Raw genomic sequence first — 26,584 nt, forward strand, 5'->3', positions numbered from 1 at the left:
AGCTTTTTTGACTCAATAATTATTAATTAATGATTTTTCTTACGGCGTCCGACCGATAACAACCCAACCATACTCAATAATGCGCTCAGCCCAATGCCGACTGTCGCTTGAGCAGCTTGATTACCAGTTTGTGGCAGCCGTTGTGATTGTGAACTAGCCGTGTTTTGACGATGGGCACCGCGATCATTATTAACCACGCCTGAGTGCTGCCCGCTTAGTTGACCATTCTTTGGTTGTGGTATAGCAGAGTAGTAAACGTCCACCGTAGTTGAAGTGGTCGTTTGCGTTACTGTTGCCGTCCGAATGAATGACTGACTCGGCGTATAGCCACTGATCGTTGGCACATCATAAACTGGCCAATTAGTCGTTGTCCACGGTCCATAAACTACTTGTCCAGTGACCTCATCGACCGTTGCCGTCCGCGTCAGATGAGCGTCCTGGTGGATTGTCTTGATAGATCCATCTGGCAAGTGCAAGTTGATCGTTCGGGTAATGGTTTGATTCAGATTATCATGATCAACGCCAGTTGGGTACTTCTTACCTGGATTATCCGGCAGCGGATCTTGTGTCGTCTTCGTTTGATCTGGTGTTACCACGATCTTGGCATGCTTAACATGAACAGTGATTAATTGGTTATCATCATCGTCATGATCAAACTGGTTCGGTACCTGGTTGCCACTGACCAGTACATATCCATGCTTCTGACAATCACGAATGATTTGGTCAAGCTTTTGGTGAGCTTCAGTTGGCACCCCATGATCAGACAATCCTTTGACTAAATGAACTGGCTGGTTACCACTGATCATTGTCCGCGTATTATCGTCAATAATCCGGTAGTCAATCGTCTGCTGATGAGGCGTGTAACTAATGTCCACAGTTTGATTATTCATCTTGTAGTTAACCGGTACCATTGAAAGATGCGTGACCGTTGGTGTGTACCCACTGAGTGAGGGTGTTTGATATGCCGCCCACTTATCAGTCGTCCCTTTCTTAATCGTCCACTCTCCGTGATCGACATGACCAGTAACTTCATCAACTATTGCTGTCCGTGTAAAGTGCACCGTCTGGGTCGTATTATCAGTAATCCCGTTCGGTCGGTGCAAACTAATCCAGCGAGTAACCGATTTGTTTAAGTCATCATGATCAACGCCCTTTGGGTATTTCTGACCAGGGTGATCCGGTAAGGTATCTTTTGGCGTCTTTGGCTTGTTTGGTTGAACCATAATCGTGGCGTGCTTCAAGGTAACCGTATAGGTAACGGTTGGCTTATCATCGTCACCATATTTTGGCGCCTCACCCGTTGGGTCAAAGCCGTTACCGTTATCGACCAGGACATAACCTTGTTGTTTCAAACTATTCAGAGTAGAAGCAGTCTTGTAATCAACTGTTTGACCAGCGGTTCCCGTTAAGACCTTTGAACCAGTGCCGGGAATCTCTGCACCATCATTATCTTGATCCACGTATTTAACCTCGACGGTTGGGTCCTTCGCATATTTAATCGCCCGGGTAATCTTGGCCGTAGTCGTTCCCTTGGTCAGCGTTACGGTGGCGCCGTCCGTTAAGCCTTGGTCTTGATTAGCGTCGTTATCAACTGTAATCGTCAATGGAGCCAGCTGTGGAGTAGTCGTGTGATAACCCGTCTCCGCTGGTGATGGAACCGCCTGGGTGGTTGCTGATTGCCAGTTAATGGTTGGGGTGTCATGGTTGGCAGAATCCACGATTTCGTTTCCTTGCTGGTCCTTCACTGGCGCATTGGTCAGCTTACCAGTGACTAAATCAATGTAGGCTGTTCCAATTAAGGTGACTTGTTGACGAGCGTTAGTTGGAACATGACCAGTAAAGATACTACCGTCGTTATTAACGTAGTTAACCTCTAAAGTAGCTGTCTTCTTCAAGTCGCTCAAACTTAACTTACTCTTGTCAGGCAACTTCTGATCTGTTCCCGTGACCCTTTGAACTTTGTGATACAAGTGTAAGAACACATTTTGGTCGGTTTGATCATCATGATCGTATTTAGCAGGTAATTTGTCGGCAACCACGACATAGCCTTGATCTTGATATTGCTTAACGATGGTTTGATAAGTCCGCTGAGTATCACTACTGATAGTCTGATCTGATACACCATTTTCTAATGCTGCTTTATCTTTGAGTGTCGTCCCAGTCGTTTCATCCTTAATGGTGTAGGTCAGTTTTTGCGGATCGGCTTTGTAAGTCACCACAACATCTTTAGCATTTTGGCCCTGTTGAGCCTTAACTGCTGGGACACTCAATTGATCTGCAGTATAACCATGAATCTCTGGTGAAGCCACGACTTCATATTTATGAACATCCTGTCCACTCGTTGTCCGACCACTTTGATTAATAGTTGACGAAGTTGCCATCCAATCGTTATTCGGTACTACTGCACCGGTAACCAGGTTCAGCTTCCCGGTCCGATTAAAGGTCACCGTTTCGGTAACCGGGTTGGATGCTTGCCCGCCATTACTATACTGGTAGGAAATCTGCCGTGTCGATTGTGACTGGTAATCCCTGGCATCAAAATTGGTCTTGGCTGGCCACTGATAAGGGCCGTCTTTGCCTACTGGCTGGTCCGCCGTGACCTTCGTGGTGGCGTTAACCGGAACCACGTGTTCAGCATAGTAAACCTTGACGGTTTGATCATCGTCATTTGCTCCCACCGTGATCCTGGCAATCGTTGGCATTGCGGTTCCTGATTCATCCGTGGCTGGTTCATAGCCATGACTGCGTAAATCAGGATTAGTGACTGAGGCCCAGTCTGGATCGCTTGCTTGCCAAGCTTGATCACCATTAGTCTGGTCAACCTTGTAAACTTTCACCTGCTGACCATTAGCACCCTGATATTCGGTGTAGTCACCAGAAGTATTATAACCAATCAGCTGATGTGTTACGGTATCCGTAACTGCTGTTCGAGTAAAGGAAACCGTTTGTGGATCATGCTTAACTAGCGTGTCCGGCAACTTTGCACCCGTCGTCTGGTCATAGTAAGCAATCGTCCGCGTCACCGTCTTGGGTTCACTCGATACCGTTGTCCCATGTAACAGATGAACCGTTACCGTCTGGTTATCTTGATCATCAGTATCAAACTTCGTTGGCACTAGGTAACTGTCCTTTAAGACATAACCTTGACCAAGATAACCATTCACAACCTGTTGCAAATCAGTCTTGGCACTGGCTGGAACGTCACTAGCAGAGTTACCACTAGCTAAGTTAGCGGACTTCAGTATATTCCCCGAGTTATTATCATCAACAATTTGATAATCAATGGTCTGCTTAATTGGGGTGTAGGTAACGGTATATTCAACATCTGATGATGCATTATTGACCGTAATGGACTTTATTTGTGAATTAGCGGCATCGTAGTTGGCCGTTGGCGATACTTTGAATGTATAGCCAGCTTTATCTGGAACCGTAACGGCTGGAAATTCATAACTGTCTGCCGACCCATTCCAAACAATGCGGCCAGTTTGTGGATCTTTGTACCCAGTGCCAGTGAAATCATGGCTGGATTCCGTATCATCATGGGCCTTGCTGCCATCCGCGTAAACATAGTGAATGGTTTCTTTAACGGTATGTTTAGCCGTAATCGGTGTCCCAATCACCGCTTTAAAGACTACTGCATCCTGATCGAAGTCATACTTGGCTGTCTGTCCAAAGGCCGCCGTGCCGTTAGCGTAATCGTTTAAATAGCTTTCATGTGAATTTTCAATCGTGGGATGAGCGTAGTCAATAACTAAATGTGCTGGCAATTGAGAGCGGTCCAATTCTGTTAAATCATGGTCTGATTGGAGGAAGTCAGATCGTTTCATCTGATCTTTTCCTTCCTGATATTGATGATTCTGATCTGTTAAGACGACATCGTGGCTTGTCCCCTGCGCGTCAGTGTAGCGAATGACCGTTTTAATCGTTGACTGACCATTAATCTTAATCTTTGCGGACACCGGACTTTGCATGTTAATAACAACGGGCTTTAGTCCCATCGAACCATCAGAATTAGTGCTCCAAGTATTACTGGTGACTTGCGTAACTTTATTCACGTCGTCATAAATATGTCGATCTTGGATTGGCATCACGGTACGATAGGTCGTATTGGCGGCAACATTGTCAGCCGTTACTAGAAGGGCTTTAACCTTGGACCAATCCGTAATTTGATCTGCCGTCTTAAATTGGGCTAATTGCGCATCCGTTAGATTCTTCAGATCATAATTCTGTGTGGCATAACGAATCGTAATGCCCGAAGCCGGTTGATTGGTAGACATATTAATCACCGTTGCTGGTCCGGTCAGGATGGAAGCAAAGTGACCAGTCGTCTGCCCATCATCAAGGTCAATTACTGACTTTACATTCGGCAGCGGAATGTTTTGACCATTGATGATCGAATTATAAACTTTCATCTGGTTACCGGTATGATCCGATTGACTTGTTTGCAGCGCTGGCGCCGGTTGATCAGTGGTTGACGTCATGGTGCCGACAGTGGCTCCCTTTGCCACAACAATATCCCAGTGACCATTTTCATCTATCAGCGTATTGGCAGCTGCCAAGTGGTCATTCTGAGCGATTGTCTTGAACAAAGATTTAAACGTGCCTTGATAGGTATCAACAGTTGCTCGTTGCTTAAGAAAATGAGTATTATTATTAGCAAATTGCTTTGAAGCAACTAGCATTGCCACCGGCTTCGTGGTGGTTTGCCAGTCCGGAACATTCGATAATCCCTTGACCGTGACGTCAAAACCATCATAAAGGTTGTTGTAATTTGACAAGTCCACCATGATCACCTGATGACCATCAATTACCTGTAATGAGACTGCCTTAGGATTAATTACCTGATGACCATCACCCGTCGTCACCTGAATGTTTTGTCCTAATTGTTGTCCATTAATTGAAACCACATTATCAGGCAAAACCAGATAAGCAACCGGCTTTTTCAGTTGTGGCTTGTAATTATTCCTGATATCCATCGATTGAATACTCAATCTGTCCAGCATTAACTGTTGATGGAGTTTTCCCGTTATTAGTATTTTGACTCACCACAATTTGTGCAGCACTCCCGCTGCTAGCTGGTTGCTTAGCAATTACTAGAAAGTGTGTCGAAGCGCCCACTAGTGGCTGAGCGAACGACGGTGACGTTACCGTCGTCATAAGGTTCATCTCATCGCCAATCTGAACTGTCTGACCATTAGTATATTTATCCGCAGTCGCATAGGTGAATTGACCAAAGTTGGCGGGCAAACCAAATGTTGCCCCACCATAAACATGGGCATAGTGAATATCTAACGATTTAAAGGCTGCATGACCTGAACCAAGCACAATCCCTTTGACTCCCATGTCATTTGAATAACCACTAAATAAGTTAAACATGGTGCTAGCTTTCATCTTCGACTGCCAATCATGCGGTGTTAGGACAACCTGGGTGCCATCTGTTAAAACTGCCGTAATCCGATCAGCACCTTCTAAACTACCTTCGTTATTAACCTGCAAACGATAAATGTTGACACCGTCTGGGAAATCAATATGGACGTTCACATCCGCAATCGTGTCATTCGAATTGTTCTGGAGCGGTACCATAATATCTCGAGTACCATCCGCTCCTTCATAGTGTTGCCCATTAATCGTTTGCGTAGTACTACTGTTCAATTGATAAGGGCCAAAGGTATAGTTAGCCCCATGTTGGTAGATGACCGCGTTGTTTTTAAGCAAAGCTATGTCACCATGTTCATTATGATCTGGCTGTTCGACCGTCATTTGGAAGTTAGCATCGTTACTACCATTCACGTCAACTTTGGAATTTAATGTTTTAATTTGACTCTTAATATTTAACGTTGTCGGCAGACCAATCGCATTCCCCACCGTAACTGTCTTTCGACCATTAGCAAAGCGACTGTCGTCAACATTAACGGTAAAGTTAAATAAGAAATTAAAAACGTACGCATCAGTAGAATAGGCCGATTCACTTGGCAATTGATCCGCATTTAACTTCACCTGATTAATATTAAGGACGCCATTATTTTCAGTCGCCTTGGCAGTGCCTAATACTTTGCCATAATCATCAATTACCGTTACCTGCGAAGAACTTAATTGCATTTCCTCTGGCAACGGCATTTGAACGTTAATGTCATGGAAAGAACGAGCAACGTCAAAATACTTTAAGTGTTGGTCCGTTCTTGATGAACCATAGGAAATCCCAATTTTACCTTGGTAATGGCCATGGTTATTAACCGGATACTGAAAATCGCCATGATACAAATGAAAGCTGGCATCAATGTTTGTCAACGAATCCTCTTCACTGGCAAAGGTCAGTTGCTTTGCTGAACCAGCATTTTTAGCCAATGAAATCTGCCCACTGATTAATGCATACGGCGACCATTCCTGCTTATAAAATTTATCAACTGGTTGTGCATCACGAAGAACAATATCCTGAGCAATGGTTCCTGAGTTAATAAATTTATCTTTGATTATCCACCAACCATCCGGCTGCCCCGCTTCAATCTGGAGCGTGACCGTTGTCGTACCGAAGGCTGGCGCTAATTTGGCAACGTCTGATTCACTGCTTAAAAACGATTGCGGAATGCGAATCGTATAAGTATCACCAGCTTGAAAACTATGGGATTTAAAAGTTAGCTTAGCTGTCGGATTACTGGAATTAACAATATTATGGTCGATGGTTAGCGTCGATCCATCATCTAAAGTCACTGACTGCTGATTCCCACTAACTAAGCTCGTTTGCTTAGAATTAGTTTGCACCTGAACTGATGGTGCCGTATCAGCTGCTGGTTTTGTTGCCGAATTTTGCTGAGCCAGGTTTTGCACCTTCGCTTCTGTTTGGTGCTTAACTGCTGTGTTCGATGTCGAAAGTGTTACGGCTTGGCGATGGCTAGCTTCACTCTCTGGCACATTTTGATCAACTTCATCTTGTTGGGGCGTAGCAGTCACATCGGCATGAACCGGTGTAGAATTAGCTGCTCCCCAATATAGGGTGGTTCCTAAAAGAACCGAAGCCACACCAATACTGAGCTTACGGATTCCATAATGCGGAATCCGCCGTGCATTTTGTTTCAATCGATTCTGCAAATTATTCTTTGCAACCATTCAACATATCCCCCTTTATTTACTAATGAATAGTATAGCTCGTTTTTGTATTATAAGTTCATATATAGACAATATTATTGAGCTATAATACTATTTATATGCATTTATTAAGACATTTATATAGGATAACGTTAATTAATTAAAAAATAACGCTTCTCATTCAGTTTTCTGAATGCAGAAGCGCTATTTATTATGACTAAATTTAGTGATTTTTTCGTTGTTGATCGCCCAGTAGACCAATCATCATTAATAAGGCACTTAAACCTAAGCCTAATGTTGACTGGGCATTATGATTACCAGTTTGTGGTAATTTTTGCTGTTCCTGCTGAGCGCCGACATTTTTTTGAGCAAGGTTGCTATGATCGGATTTGGTAATGGTTGAACTGGTCCCGTTTTGACTAAGCATCGCCTGTGGCAGTTCGTGGTAATAGACATCAACCGTAACTGGAGCAGTCTTCTCAGTCACTGCTATCGCTGATATTACAGCTTGACTAGCTGTGTAGCCACTAATTGTCGGCACTAGATATTCTGACCAATCAGCGGTCGTCCAAGAACTGTAAACAACTTGACCATCTACTTCATCGACCGTTGCTGTCCGCGTGAGATGGGCATCCTGATGGATTGTCTTGATAGATCCATCTGGCAAGTGCAAATTGATCGTCCGGGTAATGGTTCGGTTAAGATCATCATGATCAACACCACTTGGATATTTCTTGCCTGGATTATCTGGCAGTGGATCATTATTTGTCTTAGGATCCGTTGGTTGCACCGTCGTGGTAGTGTGTTCAATCAGAACCTTAACGGTTGGAATCCCTTCTGGCGTTACCGTTTCTTCCGTTGGGATCTCTTGGTCTGGAATCATCTTCCAACCAGCAGGAACCTTTGGCTTGATTTGAACAGTTTCATCAGTCTTGCCGGTCAGTGGCGTTGTTGTAACCTCATGACCACGACCGTCCACATAGGAAACCTTCCCAGTTTGTTGATCTGGTTCATAAGTAACGTCAACCTCACTGTCGTGATCACCATTCTTAACTGATACAGCAGGCACGTGTTTTTGACTTGGTGTGTAGCCAGCAACCGTTGGTACATCCACTTTCGACATCGTTCCTGTTGACCAAGGCGTGTAAGTGACTTTACCAGTCACTTCATCAACCGTTGCCGTCCGCGTTAAGTTGACGGTTTGGACCGTCTGATGATCTCCAGTATGTGGATCATGAATGATGATCGTCCGCGTAATCGTCTGATTCAAATCATCATGATCAACACCACTTGGATATTTCTTGCCTGGATTATCCGGCAGTGGATCATTGGTCGTCTTTGGTTGATCTGGAGTTACTTCAACTTGCTTGTGATGGATTTTCACTACCACATCGTCATGACCATCTGGACCAAAGGCAATTTCCGCTGGCACTTCTTGACCTTGGTCCAGCTCCCAACCATCCGGAACTTTCATCTGGTAATCTGCGCCCCGTTTTTTAGTTTCATCAGTCTTTCCGTCGACGATAACGGCATTACCGACGGGAGTACCCTGGTCGTCTTGGAAGCTCAACTTCGTTGAATGAGGATTGGGGGTATAAGAAATCTCTATTTTCGTGTCATTGTAGTCAACAGTGACCGGTTCAGCGTCAACGTCTTGCCGACTTGGCGTATAGCCAGCAACGTTTGGCGTAGTAAACTTCGGCATTGTCCCCGTTGACCAATCAGTATAAGTGGTCTTACCTGTGACTTCATCAACGGTGGCCGTCCGCGTTAGATGAATGGTTTGAACCGTCTGATGATCTCCAGTATGTGGATCATGAACGATGATCGTCCGGGTAACCATATGATTCAAACTATCATGATCAACTCCACCTGGATAATTCTTACCCGGATTATCCGGCAATGGATCATTGGTCGTCTTTGGTTGATCTGAAGTTACATCAACCTTCTTGTGGTGAATTTTCACCACCACATCGGCATGTCCATCGGGGCCAAAAGCAATTTCTCCTGGAATCGTTTGACCTTGATCAAGCTCCCAGCCATCCGGAACTTCCATCTGGTAATCGGTATCAAGATGCTTGGTTTCATCAGTTTTACCATTAACGGTGACTGAACTACCTACCGGAGTGCCTTGATCATCTTGGAAGCTCAACTTCGTTGAATGAGGATTCGGGGTATAAGAAATCTCCATTTTCGGGTCATTGTAGTCAACAGTGACCGGTTCAGCGTCAACGTCTTGCCGACTTGGTGTGTATCCGGCGACACTTGGCGTATTAAATTTTGGCATTGTCCCCGTTGACCAATCAGTATAAGTGGTCTTACCTGTGACTTCATCAACGGTGGCCTTCCGCGTTAAGTTGACGGTTTGGACCGTCTGATGATCTCCAGTATGTGGATCATGAACGATGATCGTTCGGGTAACCGTATGATTCAAACTATCATGATCCACCCCATCTGGATAATCCTTACCCGGATTATCCGGCAATGGATCCTTCGTTGTCTTTGGATTGTCAGGCGTAACCGTGGTCGTCTTGTGTTGAACATAAACAATCACGTCAGGTATCCCACTCGCTGTTGCTTGAACCGTTCCTGGAATATTCTGACCTGGTACTTTTGCGTAACCAGTCGGGATTCTCAAGTTAACGACCACGTCACTTCCCGTGGTTCCCTGCAGTAGCGTCTGGCCAACCGTTGCATTATGGTTATCCTGATCCTCGTAGATAATGTGACCAGTTTGATTATCTGGAAGGTAGTTAACATCTACCGTACTATTCTGATCACCAAAATTAACCGTGGCACTTGGCACACTTCCATTGGTTAAATTAGTGTGATAGCCTTCCACGGTTGGCACTGTGAATGCAGGGTACGTTTGACTAGCTACATTATTCCAGACTGTATTCCCAGTAACCAAGTCCGTGGTCCCGGTTTGGGTAAAATCAACCCGTTGCTCATTATTTGATGGTGTTTGACTACCCGCACCGTGATATCTAATCGTCCGCGTAACCCCCGTTGAACGTGAGCTGGGCTGTGTTTGATGAACCAGGTGAATCGTTAACGTTTCATCGTGATCAACAAAAGTATAATTATTTGGCAGCTGACCCGTTACCAACCGATAATTGTGGGGAACAGATAGGCTGAGCGGTAACGAATGTCCTGGTAATTCTGGATCAGTCGTGTATGTTGTAACCTTTTTTTGACCCTCATCATCGTCAACAAAATTAACCGTCAACGTGTGCTTTTTAATTGGCTGGTAAGTAATATTAACCTGAATATCAGATTCGTAGCACTGGCGAATTTGTGCAGGTACCACTTTCGCCTTAATCTTTTCCCCACCATTAATGGAATAATAAGAGTCATAGCCCCCGTACTGATGAATTTGTTTTTCAGCAAATTCTGCCGGTGGTAGAACTTTAGCAATCTGTTGATCAGTCAGCGTCCCCGGAGTCGTTTCTAATACCACTTGGTTGTTACTATTTAAAAACAGAACTTTCCCATTGAGATAAGCCGTATTGTACATCGGCGATTTCAGTGCATTACCATTTTCATCATTTAGCGTCCCAAAAAAGGCCGTCCCAGACGTTGTAATGACCTGTTCACCACTGTGAACCGTATTGCTAGCGCCTTCAAAAGTAAACGGTGAATACGTCTGCTTATATTGATCATGAGAAGTGCCATTATTAGGAGTATTGATCGTAAACTGCTCTTGAATGGTCTTGTTATTATATTTATTAGTAATGCTTTCGGTCACTCGGCTAATTTGACTATCGCCGTCATCAGCAGGGTTAGTGGCTTTCATCGTTGACAACGATCGTGCTGGCAAAACACTAGCTGGATGTTGCGTAGTGTTTAAACTTTGTTGGGGTGTTGTATTTACCTGCACAGCATTAGTCGTTGCGGCGTTTTTATTCGCCTTTTCTTGCTGTGGACTAGCAGCGATTGACTGATTTTGCTTTGCGGACTCTGCAAAGGCATTTTCCGTCACTGCCGCATGTGCCTCAACAGTTACCCCCCCTAAATATAAAGTGGTACCGAGTAAAACAGATGCCACGCCGACACTCAATTTGCGTAAACCATAATGCGGACGACGGGTTGACTGCTGCTCTGCTTTCTTTTGCAGATTAGACCGTGAAACCATTCTTGATACTCCTCCAAATATTATTAAACAAAGGTTATTAACGTTTTTATTATAAATGATTTCATTGAAATAGTTAATTTAAATTTGTAACAAACTATCAAGTAACAAAAAACGAGAGTGTCATAATCACATCACACTCTCGGTTGCTTTATCTTAAAATATCAATCAGGTTTTTATTCGCCGCTTGTCGCGCGGGAAGAATCCCAAAAATTAACCCGACCGCAGCGGAAGTCCCAAAGGCGAGTACAAAGGCTTGCAGCGAAACATGGGCATGAATATGAATGCCCGCACCGCCAATGGCGTTCGATAGCAACGGTGCTAAGAGGTGGGCTAATCCAGCCCCACCGAGGAAGCCTAGCAGGCCCCCGGTGAGTGTTAAAATGACTGCTTCCACCAGGAATTGCATCATGATATTGAATGGCGTTGCCCCAACTGCCAACCGAATTCCAATCTCTTGCGTTCGTTCCGAAACCGAGATGTACATCATGTTCATCACCCCAATGCCGGCAATAAAGAGTGAAATCGCCGCAATCAAGCTAATAAAGGTGGTAATGATCTTCATTTGTGATGAGAACTGCTTCAGAGCTTTTTCCATATCAACGTATTGATAGCTCCCTTGATTACGGGCGGGGCCATTCTTTTGCAGATACTTGGCAACTTTTCGCGAAATCCGACTAGCGTTGACGCCTTGATTAAAGGTCAGCTTTAAAGTGTTCCCCTGTGTGGCACCTTCACCATGATAATACAGGGCGTTGGACACTAAAAAGTCAGCACCGTATGGATTTTGTTCCCCAGCACCAGTATATTGGCCTTGCGCCTGATAAACCCCCACCACCTTGTAAGTGACATCATTAATCGTGACGGTCGTTCCCAAGGCATTTTGCGCCGTCCCAAACTGCTTTTTGGCCACTTTACTGCTCATTAAGGCCGTTGTTTGTCCGGTCGTTAACATATTCTTAGTCAAGTTGCGACCAGCAATCAGGTGAACCTGTTTCGTGGGCTTTTTAAGCAAACTAACGCTCGTGCTTTTGGTCACATCTCCAACCTGCGCAGAGGTTGATAAATTATCCGTTTCCCGTTCAATTTGGATCTTCGTGATTTCACCACTAAACTGTGTCTTTAAATCATCAACTTCATTTTGGGTAAAGGCATAAGAATTATATTCCGCCCGATTCGGGTTAAAGCCAATCTCGGTCGTTTGTTGCCCCTGTTTGGCGTTGTTGCCAAATTTATCATACATCGTTTGAGTAATTCCATCCCCAATCCCCAAGATCGCAATCACGGCCGCAATCCCAATCATAATCCCGATGATAGTCAAGAAACTCCGTTTTCGGTTACTTTTTAAGGATTGGATGGCTGATTTAAGGAGTTCAATGAGTTGCATCTGATTCACCACCCTTGCTATCACTGACCACGCGGCCATCAATGATTTTAATAATCCGATCACATTGGGCCGCCACATGGGGATCATGGGTCACCATAATGATCGTCGTCTTCTCGTGTCGATTCAAGTGTTTAAATAAATCCATTATTTCCTGGCTAGTTGCCGTATCTAAGGCGCCCGTCGGCTCATCAGCAATTAGAAAGTGGGGATGGGTCGCAATCGCGCGAGCAATGGAAACCCGCTGCTGTTGTCCACCAGACATATTCTTTGGTAGCTGCTTTTCGTAACCAGCCAAGCCAACTTGCTTCAACACTTCACTAACCCGAGAACTAATTTCTTGCCGACGTTTTCCAGCGTAAAGCAACGGCAGAGCCACATTATCCGCCACTGTCGATTCCCGCAGGAGTTTAAAATTTTGAAAAACAAATCCCACATTTTCATTCCGCAAACTGGAAAATTGACGTCGCGTATAGTCATGTATGGGTTCGCCTTGATAAAAATAAGTCCCGTCAAAATCATCATCAAGAAAGCCAATAATATTAATTAGGGTCGACTTTCCTGAACCTGATTCGCCGACAATCGCCACCAGTTCACCTTGATCAATGGTGAGGTTGATATCGTGGAGAACATGAAATTGCTGATCCCCCTGCCCATAATATTTATTGATATTTTTTAACGTAATCATTATTCGTCAACCTTTGCATGATTTTTTAACTTGTGATTAGGATTAATCACAATCCGTTCACCAGCATCTACTCCGTCGGTGATCACATAAGAACTATTCACGGCATGGCCACTCACTTTAGTCTTACGGACCCGGCCATCACTATCAACCACAAATACTTGACCGTGTTGCACGGCTCGTTTAGGAATCAGCACGCCGTCTTGCTTAACGCTCGCCTTGGCAGTCTGTCCAGCCATAAATTCATTGGCGTTAACGTTGGCCGTCACCTTATAACGGGTATTATTACCTGAATTTTTTGTTGGAATCGTCGCCAGATAGCTAACTTCCGTATCGGCCACCCGCCTGGTGGCTAACGCTTGCACTCGCAAGTTAGTGCTCTGGTGTAACTTGCTGTAGTCATATTCAGAAACTTGTCCCGTAAACTGGAGATTATCCGAGTACAGGGTTACCACCGGCTGATTTTGTTTGGACTGATCTATTGATACATAGCCAGAGTAAGGAGCCGTCACCGTCTGGTTGACCTTTTTGGTAACTTGGTTAAGTGATTGTGGATTGGACTCCCCATCTGTAGCGACTCCCTGGCCACTACTCATTTGATTTTGTAATTCATTCACATTTTCTTGCAAGTTATCATTATGCATGGTCAAGATCGCTTGTCCCTGGGTGACATGGTCACCATCTTTGACACTCAAACTCTGGAGCTTCCCATCCGGAATCGTTAACGTCTGCGTCTTTACTGGTTCAATCTTTCCCGTCAGATTAAAACTCGGTTGCGAAGTTACTTTCATCGTGGTGTATTTTGGCTTGGCTGCTTCACGTTGCGCCCGAAAGTGTTGGATCCCAACCACCAGTAAAACTACTAGTAGGACGAGACCACTACCCATTGCCCAACGGCGTCGCCGCGTGGCAAATAATTTGCGTAAACGCTGATGATGCGAGGTTCTTCGTGATTTCATAGTTTAACTCCTCCAATACCATGTTAGTTACTTATGTGATTAAGTATATAAGTAGCTGACCAGAAAGGCAAGCATAAATTTTGAAAAATTTTACCAACAGTAAAACCCACCTTGGCGAACTTGCAGTTCGTCAAGATGGGTTTCTTAATTTGATTATTTATTTTCGCGTCGTTTCTTTGGAATCAACAAACCCAGACTGGTCAGAAGACTCGTCATCCCAAGAGCAATCAAACCATGTCGAGTTTGACTACCAGTTTGTGGTAATTGGCGTGACTTTTGATTAGCCGCCCAAGTCCTCGACCCATTCTCCTTTATTGGAACCTGATGAGTTGCTGTCGGCACAGCATGTCCGTTTTCTGGAACTGTGGATGAAGAAGGCTGATCAAGGCCTGATTGTTCAGGATGATATTGATGTCCTGGATCGGTTGGCTGATGACCTTCCTCATGATGATCAGGCGTCGATACAAGATAATAAACAACGAGTTCATGAGTATCACCGTCCGTGTACTTAACAGTTGCCACATCGACCTGATCTCGATCTGCAGTATAGCCGGCCACTTTCGGCGTCAATACGGCTGAATACTGCTGATCCCGTGGAACTGCATTCCAATGTGTAATCCCAGTGGATAAATCCTTAGTTCCCGTTTGCTTAAAGGTCACAGTTTGAACCTGATCACTCGGCGTCTGATCACCAGCGCCTTCATAATGAATTGTCCGGGTAACCTTGTACTCACGCTCAGTTGGCACTAGCTTATGTGTCACATAAATCGTTACTAACTGCGGTTGACCAGCCTTAAAGGTTAAGCCCGCTAACGTATCTGACTTCTTCAATTGCTGAGCAGATGAATCATGTGGCACCACCGTATACTTATTTTGCAATCCATCCATAATTGCTTGGTAACGATCTTGAATCGTCAATGGCTTAGTCACATTATTTGGATCCATAAGGGTCGACGCTACTTCTTCATCGGTACCACCGATGCCCAGCTGCGTCGGTTCAGTAATCGTCTTTTCAACATTACCGTGTTGGTCTTCCAACTTCACTTGGTAATTAATCGTATGTGCTTTCTTTAAGAAGACGTAGTAATTCTGCACCGCACCAGATAACTCACCATTGTAAACCATCCCGGCATCATTACCATCATATGACCGGTTAGAAGCATCACTAGAGTATGGATCAAACTTCTGCGGGCCACGCGTTTGCCGGTCCCGTTGGACGACTACATATCCCTCACGAGCCAGCTTTTGAATCACTTGGTCATCATAGGCAGTGTTGTCATAACTTTGATCCACTTTCGTGATGTTAATCGTATGCGGTTCACTATTACTATCAAGTTCCAGTTCATTTCCTTGCGAATATGCATAATAACGATTTGTCGTTGGCGCCAATTGAACACCAGTCTGATTTTCAAAGTCAGTTTTATCAGTGGCCTGCATTGGTTCCACGCCATCAACATCCATATAATGAATTTTGACCTTGACGGCATTATCAGTTGCCATTGGGTAAGCTGCATAACTAAGCTTCAACACTTGCGGATGCGGGTCTTGTCCTTGACTAAATTGCGTATCATCGAAGGTCCAAGTCTCATCACCTGGAATGGTAATCGACAACTGATTTGAATTAGGGTCAACACCAACCTTTGCATTTGGTAAGCCATCGACTGAAATCACGTATGGACTTGTTTGCTCAGTCGCACCATCAGCCACCAAACTAAAGGTGTTGCCGTTGCTGCTTTCACCACTAACTAGATAGTTCAGAATCTGCAATAGTTTATCGTCACCAAGGTAGTAACCAGCCGCACTTTGCGGATCGTAGGCCGCCGTTAATCTAGCTTTCAGGGTCACGGTATGTACATGGCCTTGATTATCCGTCATTTGATAAGTGGCTTGATTAATATAGTAGCCGGCCCGTTGGTAAACCTTCAAACCACTTAGATACGACGCCATCGGGTTGGACTGATCAACGCTTGGGTGGTGAGGAATTGGTTGTCCCTGATCATCTGTATCAGCAGTCCCTGTTTGATAAGAAACGTTGACATCCAACCCATTATAAGTCTCACTAGCGGTGCCATGTTTCAGTTTCATGGTAGCATCGCCCGTATTACCGGTCAGTTTAAAATAATCAGTCTGTGACTGGTCGGCTTGTGCAGTCGTCTTAGGTAGCGCAAACGGTGCCGTTACCGAGTTATTCGCATAAGGATCATTATCACTAATGATGTAGAAATGTTGTTGACGCTGTTCAATTGGTGAATAAACGACGAAGAAGTTTTGCGTATAGCCAGCGATCCCTAATTGATCAGCTTGCGTTCCATCTGAATTATGATCGAATTCTGAGTTAGCTTGCAAGGCTGCCTGTAAACTATCGTATTTAACAATCGCTTGATTTTGAACCCCGCGATCTAACTGGGCTTTTGTAACATTTTGCATCACCGCATTTGGATCTTTAACCTGAGACAAACCCGTTAAGTCACTCATGGATTCCTCAGCATAGTAAACATGGTAAGTGTAGCCTGGCCGTTGTAAGTTTTGATCCGTCACCTGATCAAAGTTAATCTGCGTTTTCGCGGCTCCAACCGCCGACTTTAACAGCTGGTTGTTTTGACCAAGCGCTGAGCCAACCAACACGAGATTGGCATGTTGAGCACCGTACACCACTTGAATGTTCTGCACAAGGCTAATCGTGTTATCAGGTACTTGAGCTCCTTGATCCACCTTGACATGCGAATCGTAAACTAATGGATAATTAATATTAATCTGGATTCCTTGCTTGGCAGTTAAAGCATTGAATTTTTGGATAATCTCCGCCAAGTTGGAAGGATAAATCGGTGTCAAAGTACGAATCGTTTTACCATCAGCACCTCGATTCGTATCAGTCCCGGCATTGATACTTTGCAAACTATTAGCCTGAATCTGTTCTGGGATTGTTACCTTATTCAGGGTTAACTTTTGAAATTCTGAACTATAGTCGGTAACATCAACATGACCCGTTAACGGATTACATTGTACCGTGACCGTCACTGGATCCACGGTTTCCTGGTCTTTTGGCTGTAGCTCTTTCCCGGTGTCACCATTAATAAAGGTGACCGTCCGCTTAAGAGTAATCTTTTTCGTAACGGTTACCTTCTTAACCAAGTTGTAAACAACCGTATCGCCATCAAAGTCATAAGCGACCACTTTGCCAAACTGGGCCGTACCATTCGGTAACCCATATGGATATTGCGCATGACTATTTTCAATTCGTGGACCAGCTTCAACATCTAAAACATAGCCATCAGGGATCGCATCCATAATTGCTTTCGGAATCTTAGGTGTTCCAAATTTCTTCTGGGTCGCATAATTATCAAAGTCACTGTTCTTTGTCGCAGCCATAAAGTCGGTCTGTTTCATGGTGTCACGACCGTCTTGGTAAGTGTGGGCAGCAGCTGGCACCTGGATGTCCGGCTGGCTATTATCGCTGAAGTGTAACTTAAAGTTAACCTTTGAACGTCCACCAATTGTGATGGAAGCTGAATTTTTCCCGGCTGGCGTAATCACACTCTGTTTCAGATTATCAGCCCAGGTAGTCATAGATGCATACGCCGTTTTATTCAGATCGGCCACCAAGTCATGATCAGCACCATTTAAGTTCAAACTATAGATGCTATTAGCTGCTACCTGTGGTAATTCTGCCAAGACGGTTTTAATCTTGGACCAGTCAGATACCTGATCTGCCGCCACAAAATGCGTCCGTAATTGTGGATCATCCTTGGCGGTAGCAAGGTTGATATTGTCAGTTGAATAATACAGTTTGGCACCTGCAATCTGCTGGCCAGTTTGCGCGTTGACCACTTGAGCCGGCTGATGCTGATTTAGAGTGAAATTGAATTCCGACTGGCCGTCATCCGTCCCTGGAACATGGGCCACCATCGTGACGTTGGTCAACGTCACATCTTGGGAATTTACCACCACGTTGGCAAACGTCATGTTTTGACTGCCCTTATCTTCAGAATATCCCTTGGTGGTAAGCGCCATGTCCTTATTTCCTTGTGACTGGGTGGTCGGATAAATGCCAAGCGCTGCGAGAATTTGCCATGAAGATTGCATTAGTCGATAAGTATTCGGCTGATTCTCCACATACGCCAGTTCGTCACCAGTCGACCTACTACTACTCGAGATTGCTTCGCCGTCAGGCAACACTACATAAACGCGGTATTCACTACGTAGATTACCGGAAGTGATTAATTCCGAGTTGTTCAGCGGAATCGTCAATGAAACGTTCTGGTCACGAGTAAACGTCCCACTGATTTTAATCACTTCGTGACCATTAACATGCTGTGCCCTGATTTGTGCATCATCCGGCAATCCCGTTGTGTTGGCTAAATCAGCAGTAGCATTGGTTGGCATGACCACATAAAAGCTAAGCTTTTCCTGTTCATGGGTGAGATCGTCAACCCGAATCTCCATTTCACCACTGTGCTGGGTGCCACCTTGCTTATCATTTTGGTAAGCATTCGCACTCACGCTATTGTAATGCTTCTTTGGTACCGTTGGTTTCTTGGCGACAATCTTTTGGTTACCAGTGAAGTCGGCTACCGCATGGTTGTATGCTATTTGCAGTTCAGTATGTAAATTATTACCGACCTTGACCAGGGAGCCATCACGATACTTCGCCGCTAAGACTCCATCCAAATCAAATGTCTTTTGGTCATAAGCCAATAACTGGTCAAAAGTCAGTTCAACCTTTTTAATCAAACGACCATTTGTTGCATAAATATCATTACTTTTATAATTGGTCTTAGTTTCTTCAGAACCATCAGTATAAATCAATCGGTAGTTAAAGCTCCCTAAATCGTTCCATGAGTGCACCTTGCTAATTTTCATCCCATCAGGAACGGTAATAGTAGCCGTGACATTCTTCAAATCAAAACCTGTTTGGTTACCAAAAGAAACGGTGTTCAAATCGTGAACATCGGTATCTTCCTTGGGGGTAACTGGCTTACTGTAATCTTGATTACCATCATCTGTATACTCATAACGATCGGGCTGGACTTGCCCCGTTAGCATATCACCAATCGGCGTTTTATCTGGTCCATGATCGGCGCCTAAGATTTCAACCGTGACTGGATCAATGCTGACTGTATTGCGTTGCTGCTTAGTAGCATCCGTATTTTCAACTAGTTGTGGCTTGGCCGTGGTCTTAACCGTAGTATTGCCCCGTGGGGTGTCCATCTTAAATTGACCCACTAAGGCCACGTTTTCATAGCCAGTACTAGTTAATTGAGCTGGCGCTAATTCGGGCAGTTCAATGACAATTTGAGTCCCTTGCTGACTAATTTGAGCATGAAACTTACTTAACCATTTTTGGTTAGCTTGCTTGGTCGCATCAGCATTGAGCACAAAATGTTCCGGCATTGGCACCGTAATTGTGGTCCCGTGATTAAACTTCTGGTCAATGGCAAACCGCAGTAGCCATTGATAATCAGTATTCGTCAAGATTGGTCCTTGAACCCGGTGACCTTGCATCGTATAAAGATTACCGCTCCGACCATAATTTTCCCAGGATAAATTAGCATCGGTTGATACCCGCTGTTTGAAATCAAGCTGCTTAATCAGTTGATCATTTTTATATAAATCAATATGCCGGTTAAAGATCCCCGTTGAATGGACGGTTTGGTTATTAAAATTCGTTCCCGTACTTAAACCAATGACTTGATAAGCCGGCGCATCTTTCGTAAAGCGGTCTACAATGACCCACGCTTTGTTAGCAGCGTCATATTCACCATGCACATGATCCACAGTAGCAAAGTTACCACTAAAGTTCCCTGCTTCGACTTTATAAGTCCCACTGGCATCTAAGCCATCACCGGTCTCGGGAATCACAATTTTATAGACATCACCTGCTTTGGCTTCATTCGTATTAAACTTCACCAGTAAGGGATCACCGGAATTAATTTGTTGCTGATCTGCTGTGAAAGTGGTTTGCTTTTTTACTTCAGTAGTGCTTTTGTTGGCTGCTAGTTGGTTTGGATTGGTAGCAGTGGTCTTTACATCCGCAACCTGTAAACGATTGTCCTTAGATGGTTGTGCAAAATTTTGCTGATTAGCCGAATTTTTTAGTGTGACTTGCTGCTTAACTTGCTGACCACCAGTAGACACCTTGGCAGCGGCTGCTTGATCCACTGTCGGCTTAGCAACTGTATCGGCCTGAGCAGTTGCTGAATTACTGACAAAATAAAAAGTGCTTCCTAATAAAACCGAAACGGTCCCAATTGATAGTTTCCGTAAACTAAAACGCTGTTTTTGGTTAGCACTATCCAAATTACGATTACGTCTCATGAATAGAATCTCCTATATAAATCTTTTGATAAATAATTACTCACACTCTTTAATTTTAACATAAGGTTGCTAGCAAATAATCCCCAAGAATAGGGCAATAATGACTGAATGTTTCTTTAATAAAAAACTAGTACCGTCAGTCACACTGACGATACTAGTCTCCTAATTATTCATCCAACCGAAGTTAGGAAAATAACTTTTCAGTTGTTAATTATTTTTCATTTTTACGGTGCTGACTACCTAGCAAACCAATCATCCCAAAGATCGCACTCAGGCCAAGGCCTAATGCTGCTTGAGCAGGATGGTTACCAGTTTGTGGTAATCGCTGCTTGGACTGGTGGTTAGTAATACCGTTCATTGCAGTGGTACTCAATTGACGATCACCATTTGCGGTTCCTGCTTGGTCACTAGCAGTTATTACCTTGTGGTAGACAACGGTTACTGTCTGATCTGGCGTATCAAAGCTGACCGTCATCCCAGGGATCAATGCCACGCTTGGTACATAGCCATTAATGGTTGGTGGTACCAGTGAGGAGAATTGTTGATTGGTTGGTGTCCATGGTTGCCAGCTAATCTGGTTAGTTACCCGATCCTTGGTTCCAGTTCGTTGGAACGTCACCGTCTGGTAACCATCCGGTTGAGCTGGCGTACCATCATCATATCGATAGTGGATCACCCGGGTTACCGTGGTCGTTTCACTAACCGGTTCTGTACCATGCTTGAAGTGGACCTCGTATGACTGGTCAGTATTGTCATCCGTATCATAGATGATTTCCTTACCTTTCGTACTATCTGAGACAAAATCATATCCTGAGTCTTTATAGCTCTGAATTGTCTTTTCAGTCGTGTAACCAGAATGCCCGTTGGAATAACCATTAAGCGTCTTCGTCGCTAATGTCTGGCCAGTCGTATCATCAATGTACTTTACGATTGCCCGTTGTGCGTCTGGCGTGTAGGTAACCTTCTCAGTAATGTCCTTCGTATCATGTTCGACCGGCGTCTTAGCTACTTGCTTTCGATCCGGCGTATACCCCGTTTCGGTTGGTGACGGGACTGCTGGGAACGTTTGCGATAGACTCCAAGTATCGTTCAGGACTTCTCCGGTAACCTTATCAATAACTTTCGTTTCTTCAAAGGTCCGACTGTCGTGATGTGGCTTAATGCCGTTTGTAACTGGGGTCCCATCCGAGTTCACGTACGTTATTGTCTGGTTAACCACATGCGTTAAGCCATCCTTATCCGTACCTTTCGGATATTTAGCGCCCTTTGGATCCTTATTGATTGGCTGGCCCGGTTTCCCTGGCTTTTCTGGGTTCACCGTGATCTTACCGTGTTTGAAGTGAACTTCATATGACTGGTCAGTCTTATCATCATGGTCAAAGACGACATGTTTGCCACTAGTTGTGTCTGAGACAAAGTCATAACCCAAGTTCTGGTAGCGGGTAATGGTGTCCTTAGTCTGGTAGCCCGAATCTTCGTCTGAGAAACCAGTTAGGTCCTTGGTTTCTAATGTCTGATGATCCGTATCATCAATATACGTGACCGTCGCCTTTTGAGCATCCGGCGTGTAGTAAACCGTCCGTTCAACCGGTTTCTTCGAATCATCATTTGGTGTTACCGTGACATCCTTGATACTCGTGTGATCCGGTGTATAACCTTGGACTGGTGGCGTATCAACCGGATCAAAGGTCTTGGACTTTGCATCCCAGGTTCCCGGAATGATGTTGCCAGTGACGTTATCCTTTTGGTTACCAGTTTGGGTAAAGGTAATCTTGGCTGGCGATTGATCCGCATGAGCCTGCTTACCAGTCGGTTGGCCCTTGGAATTCTTGTACTGATAGTGGACAACCTCTTTGAAGGACTTCTTGACATCCGGTGCCGGAGTCAAGTGGTGCTTGAAGTGGACCTCGTATGACTGATTAACCTTGTCATCATGGTCAAAGACAACGTTCTGACCATGCGTACCGTCTGAAACCAGATCGTAGCCCGAGTTTTGATAGTGTGTAATCCGCTCTTGGGTCTTGTATCCGGAATCTTCATCTGAGACACCAGTTAAGTCTTTCGCTTCTAGATGTTTACCGCCATCAGTATCATCAATATACGTTACTGTCGCCTTTTGAGCATCCGGCGTATAGTAAACCGTCCGTTCAACTGGTATCTTTGGGTCAGCATTTGGCGTTACTGAAACGTTCTGGATACTAGTTTGATCTGGTGTATAACCTTTGATTGGTATCGTATTAACCGGATCGAAGGTCTTGGACTTCGCATCCCAGTCGCCTGTCGTGGTTTGACCAGTAACCTCATCACGGGTCGTGGTTTGGGTAAACGTTACTTGTTTTGGCGATTGATCATTGCCAGCCTTGCGATCGGTATGGTGACCTTGAGCATCGTTGTACTTATAATGGATAATTTCCTGATAGTTACGCTCCACTGGGGTCTTAGTCAAATGATGTTGCAAGTGAATTACAAACTGTTGACTTGGTGCTGTCGTGTCATCATTTTCTGGCTGATTATCAAACTTACCAAATACATTCGTCCAGTCTTGCGGTTCACCAGTCTGGATAACTTGTGTGGCCGTCTTGCCCGTTACCTTCACGACGTCGTACCCTTGACTCTTCACCAGGTTCAGATCATTTTGTAAATCATCAAATGTAATCTGATCATTGTGCTTACCACGAGTAAATAACGGTGTTGGTAATCCACTATTATTGTGATCAGTATCATCAGCGAAGCTGACTTGGGCCCGTTCATCCTCATCTCTGGCAATCAAGTCATAGATGACCACGTCACCATCCATGTAATACTTGACCGTCTTGCCCGACGTTAAATCACTAATTGATAACTGTTTATTTGGCGCACCATTCGCATAGCTGCCATGAGTTGAGTTCTCAGTGGCCTGCGGCTTGCTAGGATCTAGTAAACGGTACTCGCTGAGGTTAACACTCACATACCACCGATAACCTTCTGAATTAATCAGGTCCGTTGCCACCTGATTAATTTGGCCTAGGTTTAAATGATCTTGATTATCGGTATACGTCACGGCACCTTGCAGTGGCGCCTCCGTCGTTGGATGATATGAACTTGGGTCTAGAATGTGTTGTACCCCATCTATATCTTTATAACGGTACTTGATATGAATCGTTGACGTTCCTTGGACTTTGACCGCCGCTGATGATCCCATATTACTGCCTTGCGGAGCATTATACATTGGAATTGGGATTTCATCACACCAGGTCTGACCAGTCAAAACCCCTGTATTTCCGGCATCAGTAGCTAGCGTTGGATCGATCCCTTCCAGGACAACTTGGTACCCAGCGTTGGCGAGTTTATTAAATTTCACTGCCACGGACTTAATCTGAGTCCAATCCGTAACTTGACTAGCTGGCCTATAACTAGCCAGGTTCGTCTTTTGATTATTGTCATTACCTAGTTGGGTTGAATACAGAATGGTGGCACCACCAACCGTTTGACCAGTTAATGAATTGATAACTCGAACCCCATTCGGATTCAAATGGAAACCAAAGTGCTTATTGGCCCCATCGGTCTGTGGCAAATTAGTAATGATCACAACATTGGTCATTTGAGAAATCTTATTGGTTGGTTCACTAACCACGTAGTGGCTAAAGACCATGTCAGCACCTTGTTTATCATCTGATGTCCCTTGTGATGTCAAAGATTGATCCTGATTACCTTGGGCTAACTCACCATTTTGTTGCTTGGCTGCGGTTTCAATTTTGACTGGTTTAGTAATAAACGCCCGGGTTTTACCGTTGACCGCACCATCCAGCATCGCCATTTGGAACGGTGTAGCCTCAGTTCCCTTAGCATATGTAGAAATTTTATCATTGACAACCAGGTTGTCCGCTGAAATAAACCAAGTCCCCGTGTCTGAAGATGCTGGCACACCAGTCTTTAACTGGAAAGGAATATTAAATATAAGATCATACGGTCTCATCTTGGTGCCCGCACCATTGTATTCAACAATCGTCTTGCCGTTACGCTGATACATTGTAACTTTACCTGCCCTAATCGTATCGGCCTCCCTTTGAAATGCATTAAACACACTCATTGGGTCAACCGTTTGTGGTAGTACTAAGTATACCCGCGGGTTAGTCAAATCATACAAAACCGTATTCCAGTCTGAATATTGAAACTCGATATAGCCATCGTTATCATTCTCAATTCCTGCGGGATTAGCTTTGTCTCGATAAAAGGTATTTTGCTCTAAAATATTTTGAAAAGCGTATTGCCCGCTAGCTTGGCCCACCAGTTCCTGGGTATTAGACCAGGACATCTGACTCGGATCATGACCAACTGCTAAACCAATTCCGGCCGTCAGCTTATCGTTAATGGTCATCCCGTTAGCAACCGTCCCACTAGGTGATAGGAAGATAAGTTCACCGGTATTAAAGTCACCAACCCATTGAATACTCTGGAGTTGCTTTTGATCATCTAAATAATAGATCCCGCTTTGGCCATTTACCGTGGCGCTCGATCCATCATAGTATTTCACTACCAAAGCTGGTGATGGTGTTTGACCAATCACCCTTTGAAACTCTAATTGAACTTTGTTCACCGCGTATCCGCGAGAAAAGTTGGCTTGAAAGTGCACATTGTGGTAATTCTGAACATCAACGTTCTCAACCTCGATGGTATTCAAATCACCATTCCAGCCTTGCACTGGCAACGTATTAGCATCATAAGTCCCGGTACTATCTGGATTTGCATTATCAACTTTCCCCGTGAACGCTTGTCCAACTGGAGTCGTTGTCGAATTACCTAAAATTGTGTCGCTCCATGCCGGTACGGTTAAGACTTGCTGTTGGCCACCATAAAAATGGAAATCCCCGTTGGAAGCGGCCGCTTGGACCGTCTGGTCTTGCCCAGGAGCTGCCATTACATATTTACCAATAATTTGAATGCCAGCCGCTCCCTTATCAGCAGTTGTAATCCCCGTCAAAATAATCGGGGAACCGGCTGCTTGCTGAGTAATATTACCGCAGGCCAATCCTCGTTGTGCAAAGTAGTTCTTCATCGCCGCCAGGTTAGCTTGAAAATGCGCTGGGACATTGAGTGTTAAGTCAAAGGTGCCAAAATGCTGATTGGTTAATTGTTCTGCAGAAGGTAAGTTAGCATAAGAATTAGTAACTGGTAGCCAATACTCAACGTCTTGGTTGACCATTACTTGGCCATGAACCTGGCCATCCGGTAATTGCCTTGTCACATTACCAACGGTAATTTTTGGTGAGATATTTTCAAAGACGGTTAAACTGCTATCATCCTTGCCATTCTTTTGCACAATGATCTTTTTGGCTAAGTTGCCGAGCTCATGAATTTGATCCACAGGTGCTAGGCTAATGTCGATACTTTGGACAATTCCAGCTGCCGTCTGGCTATTGGTCGTAAAAGCATCAGTTACGACATAGGAGCCATCGTTTTGTCGATCCACCTTCACAGTAAAGCCTGGGCCGCCTTGAGCCGTCACTGCTGTCCCATGGCCACTCCAGAGATCTGCCTTCGGAATCAGAATTCGATATTGATCACCATTGTGATAATTAGCCACATTAAACGTTAATTCAAGGGTGGATTGGGCTGGACTAATCGTCACATTTCCGCTAGTCGGGATGAGTTGCGCATTCCGATCCGTGCTTACTAATGATTGTTGTAGGGTCCGTTGTTGGTTGTGATTGGTTTGAGCTGAGCCGTTCACTTGGTTAGCTTGGTCCGCCGCCTTTATCGTCGCTTCAGGTTTGAGCGTCGTGGTGGTTGTCGAGTGGTCAGCTTGATTATTTGGAATAATCGTTGGCCGCTCATTAGTGGCGGTTGTTTTAGTTGTTACATTTGTCGTTGTGGTACCTGCTGGAACCGTGGCCGCATGAACTGCAGTATTCAACCCAAAATAAAAGGTCGTACTTAACAAAACTGAAGCAACCCCGACGGTTAATCGTCGCAGACCATAATGAGGACGCTGTTTGGCTTGTTGCTTGAGTAAATACTGTCGATTATTTTTCGAAACCATTACAAAA

At 44.6% G+C, this 26,584-nt stretch carries 8 protein-coding genes; all 8 read right to left on the bottom strand.

The window, feature by feature from the left end; translation table 11 throughout:
* Positions 1-26: 26 nt before the first annotated feature.
* The 8 genes from Q0C76_RS02830 to Q0C76_RS02865 all read right to left on the bottom strand — a co-directional run bounded on the left by Q0C76_RS02830 (position 27) and on the right by Q0C76_RS02865 (position 26,577).
* Positions 27-4,976 (bottom strand): mucin-binding protein, encoded by a 4,950-nt coding sequence (locus Q0C76_RS02830; RefSeq protein WP_295729461.1) that lies wholly within the window; start codon positions 4,974-4,976, stop codon positions 27-29.
* A complete protein-coding gene (locus tag Q0C76_RS02835) occupies positions 4,960-7,104 on the bottom strand; it encodes a YSIRK-type signal peptide-containing protein (RefSeq protein ID WP_295729462.1) in 2,145 nt (714 codons plus the stop codon). The genes Q0C76_RS02830 and Q0C76_RS02835 overlap by 17 nt, the downstream gene beginning before the upstream one ends.
* Before the next feature lie 202 nt (positions 7,105-7,306).
* On the bottom strand, positions 7,307-11,218 hold the full coding sequence (locus tag Q0C76_RS02840) for a mucin-binding protein (RefSeq protein WP_295729463.1): 3,912 nt from the start codon (positions 11,216-11,218) through the stop codon (positions 7,307-7,309).
* Between the two features lie 148 nt (positions 11,219-11,366).
* Entirely contained in the window at positions 11,367-12,602 is a 1,236-nt protein-coding gene (locus tag Q0C76_RS02845; RefSeq protein WP_295729464.1) for an ABC transporter permease, read from the bottom strand.
* Entirely contained in the window at positions 12,589-13,287 is a 699-nt protein-coding gene (locus tag Q0C76_RS02850; protein ID WP_295729465.1) for an ABC transporter ATP-binding protein, read from the bottom strand. The genes Q0C76_RS02845 and Q0C76_RS02850 overlap by 14 nt, the downstream gene beginning before the upstream one ends.
* On the bottom strand, positions 13,287-14,243 hold the full coding sequence (locus Q0C76_RS02855; RefSeq protein WP_295729466.1) for an efflux RND transporter periplasmic adaptor subunit: 957 nt from the start codon (positions 14,241-14,243) through the stop codon (positions 13,287-13,289). The genes Q0C76_RS02850 and Q0C76_RS02855 overlap by 1 nt, the downstream gene beginning before the upstream one ends.
* A gap of 153 nt (positions 14,244-14,396) precedes the next feature.
* Positions 14,397-20,558 carry a mucin-binding protein gene (locus Q0C76_RS02860; RefSeq protein ID WP_295729467.1) on the bottom strand — a complete coding sequence of 2,054 codons (6,162 nt, stop codon included), beginning with the start codon at positions 20,556-20,558 and terminating at the stop codon, positions 14,397-14,399.
* A gap of 211 nt (positions 20,559-20,769) precedes the next feature.
* A complete protein-coding gene (locus Q0C76_RS02865; protein WP_295729469.1) occupies positions 20,770-26,577 on the bottom strand; it encodes a mucin-binding protein in 5,808 nt (1,935 codons plus the stop codon).
* Between the last annotated feature and the right edge of the window lie 7 nt (positions 26,578-26,584).

The organism is uncultured Limosilactobacillus sp. (genome assembly GCF_934202705.1).
In the GTDB taxonomy this organism is placed as follows: domain Bacteria; phylum Bacillota; class Bacilli; order Lactobacillales; family Lactobacillaceae; genus Limosilactobacillus.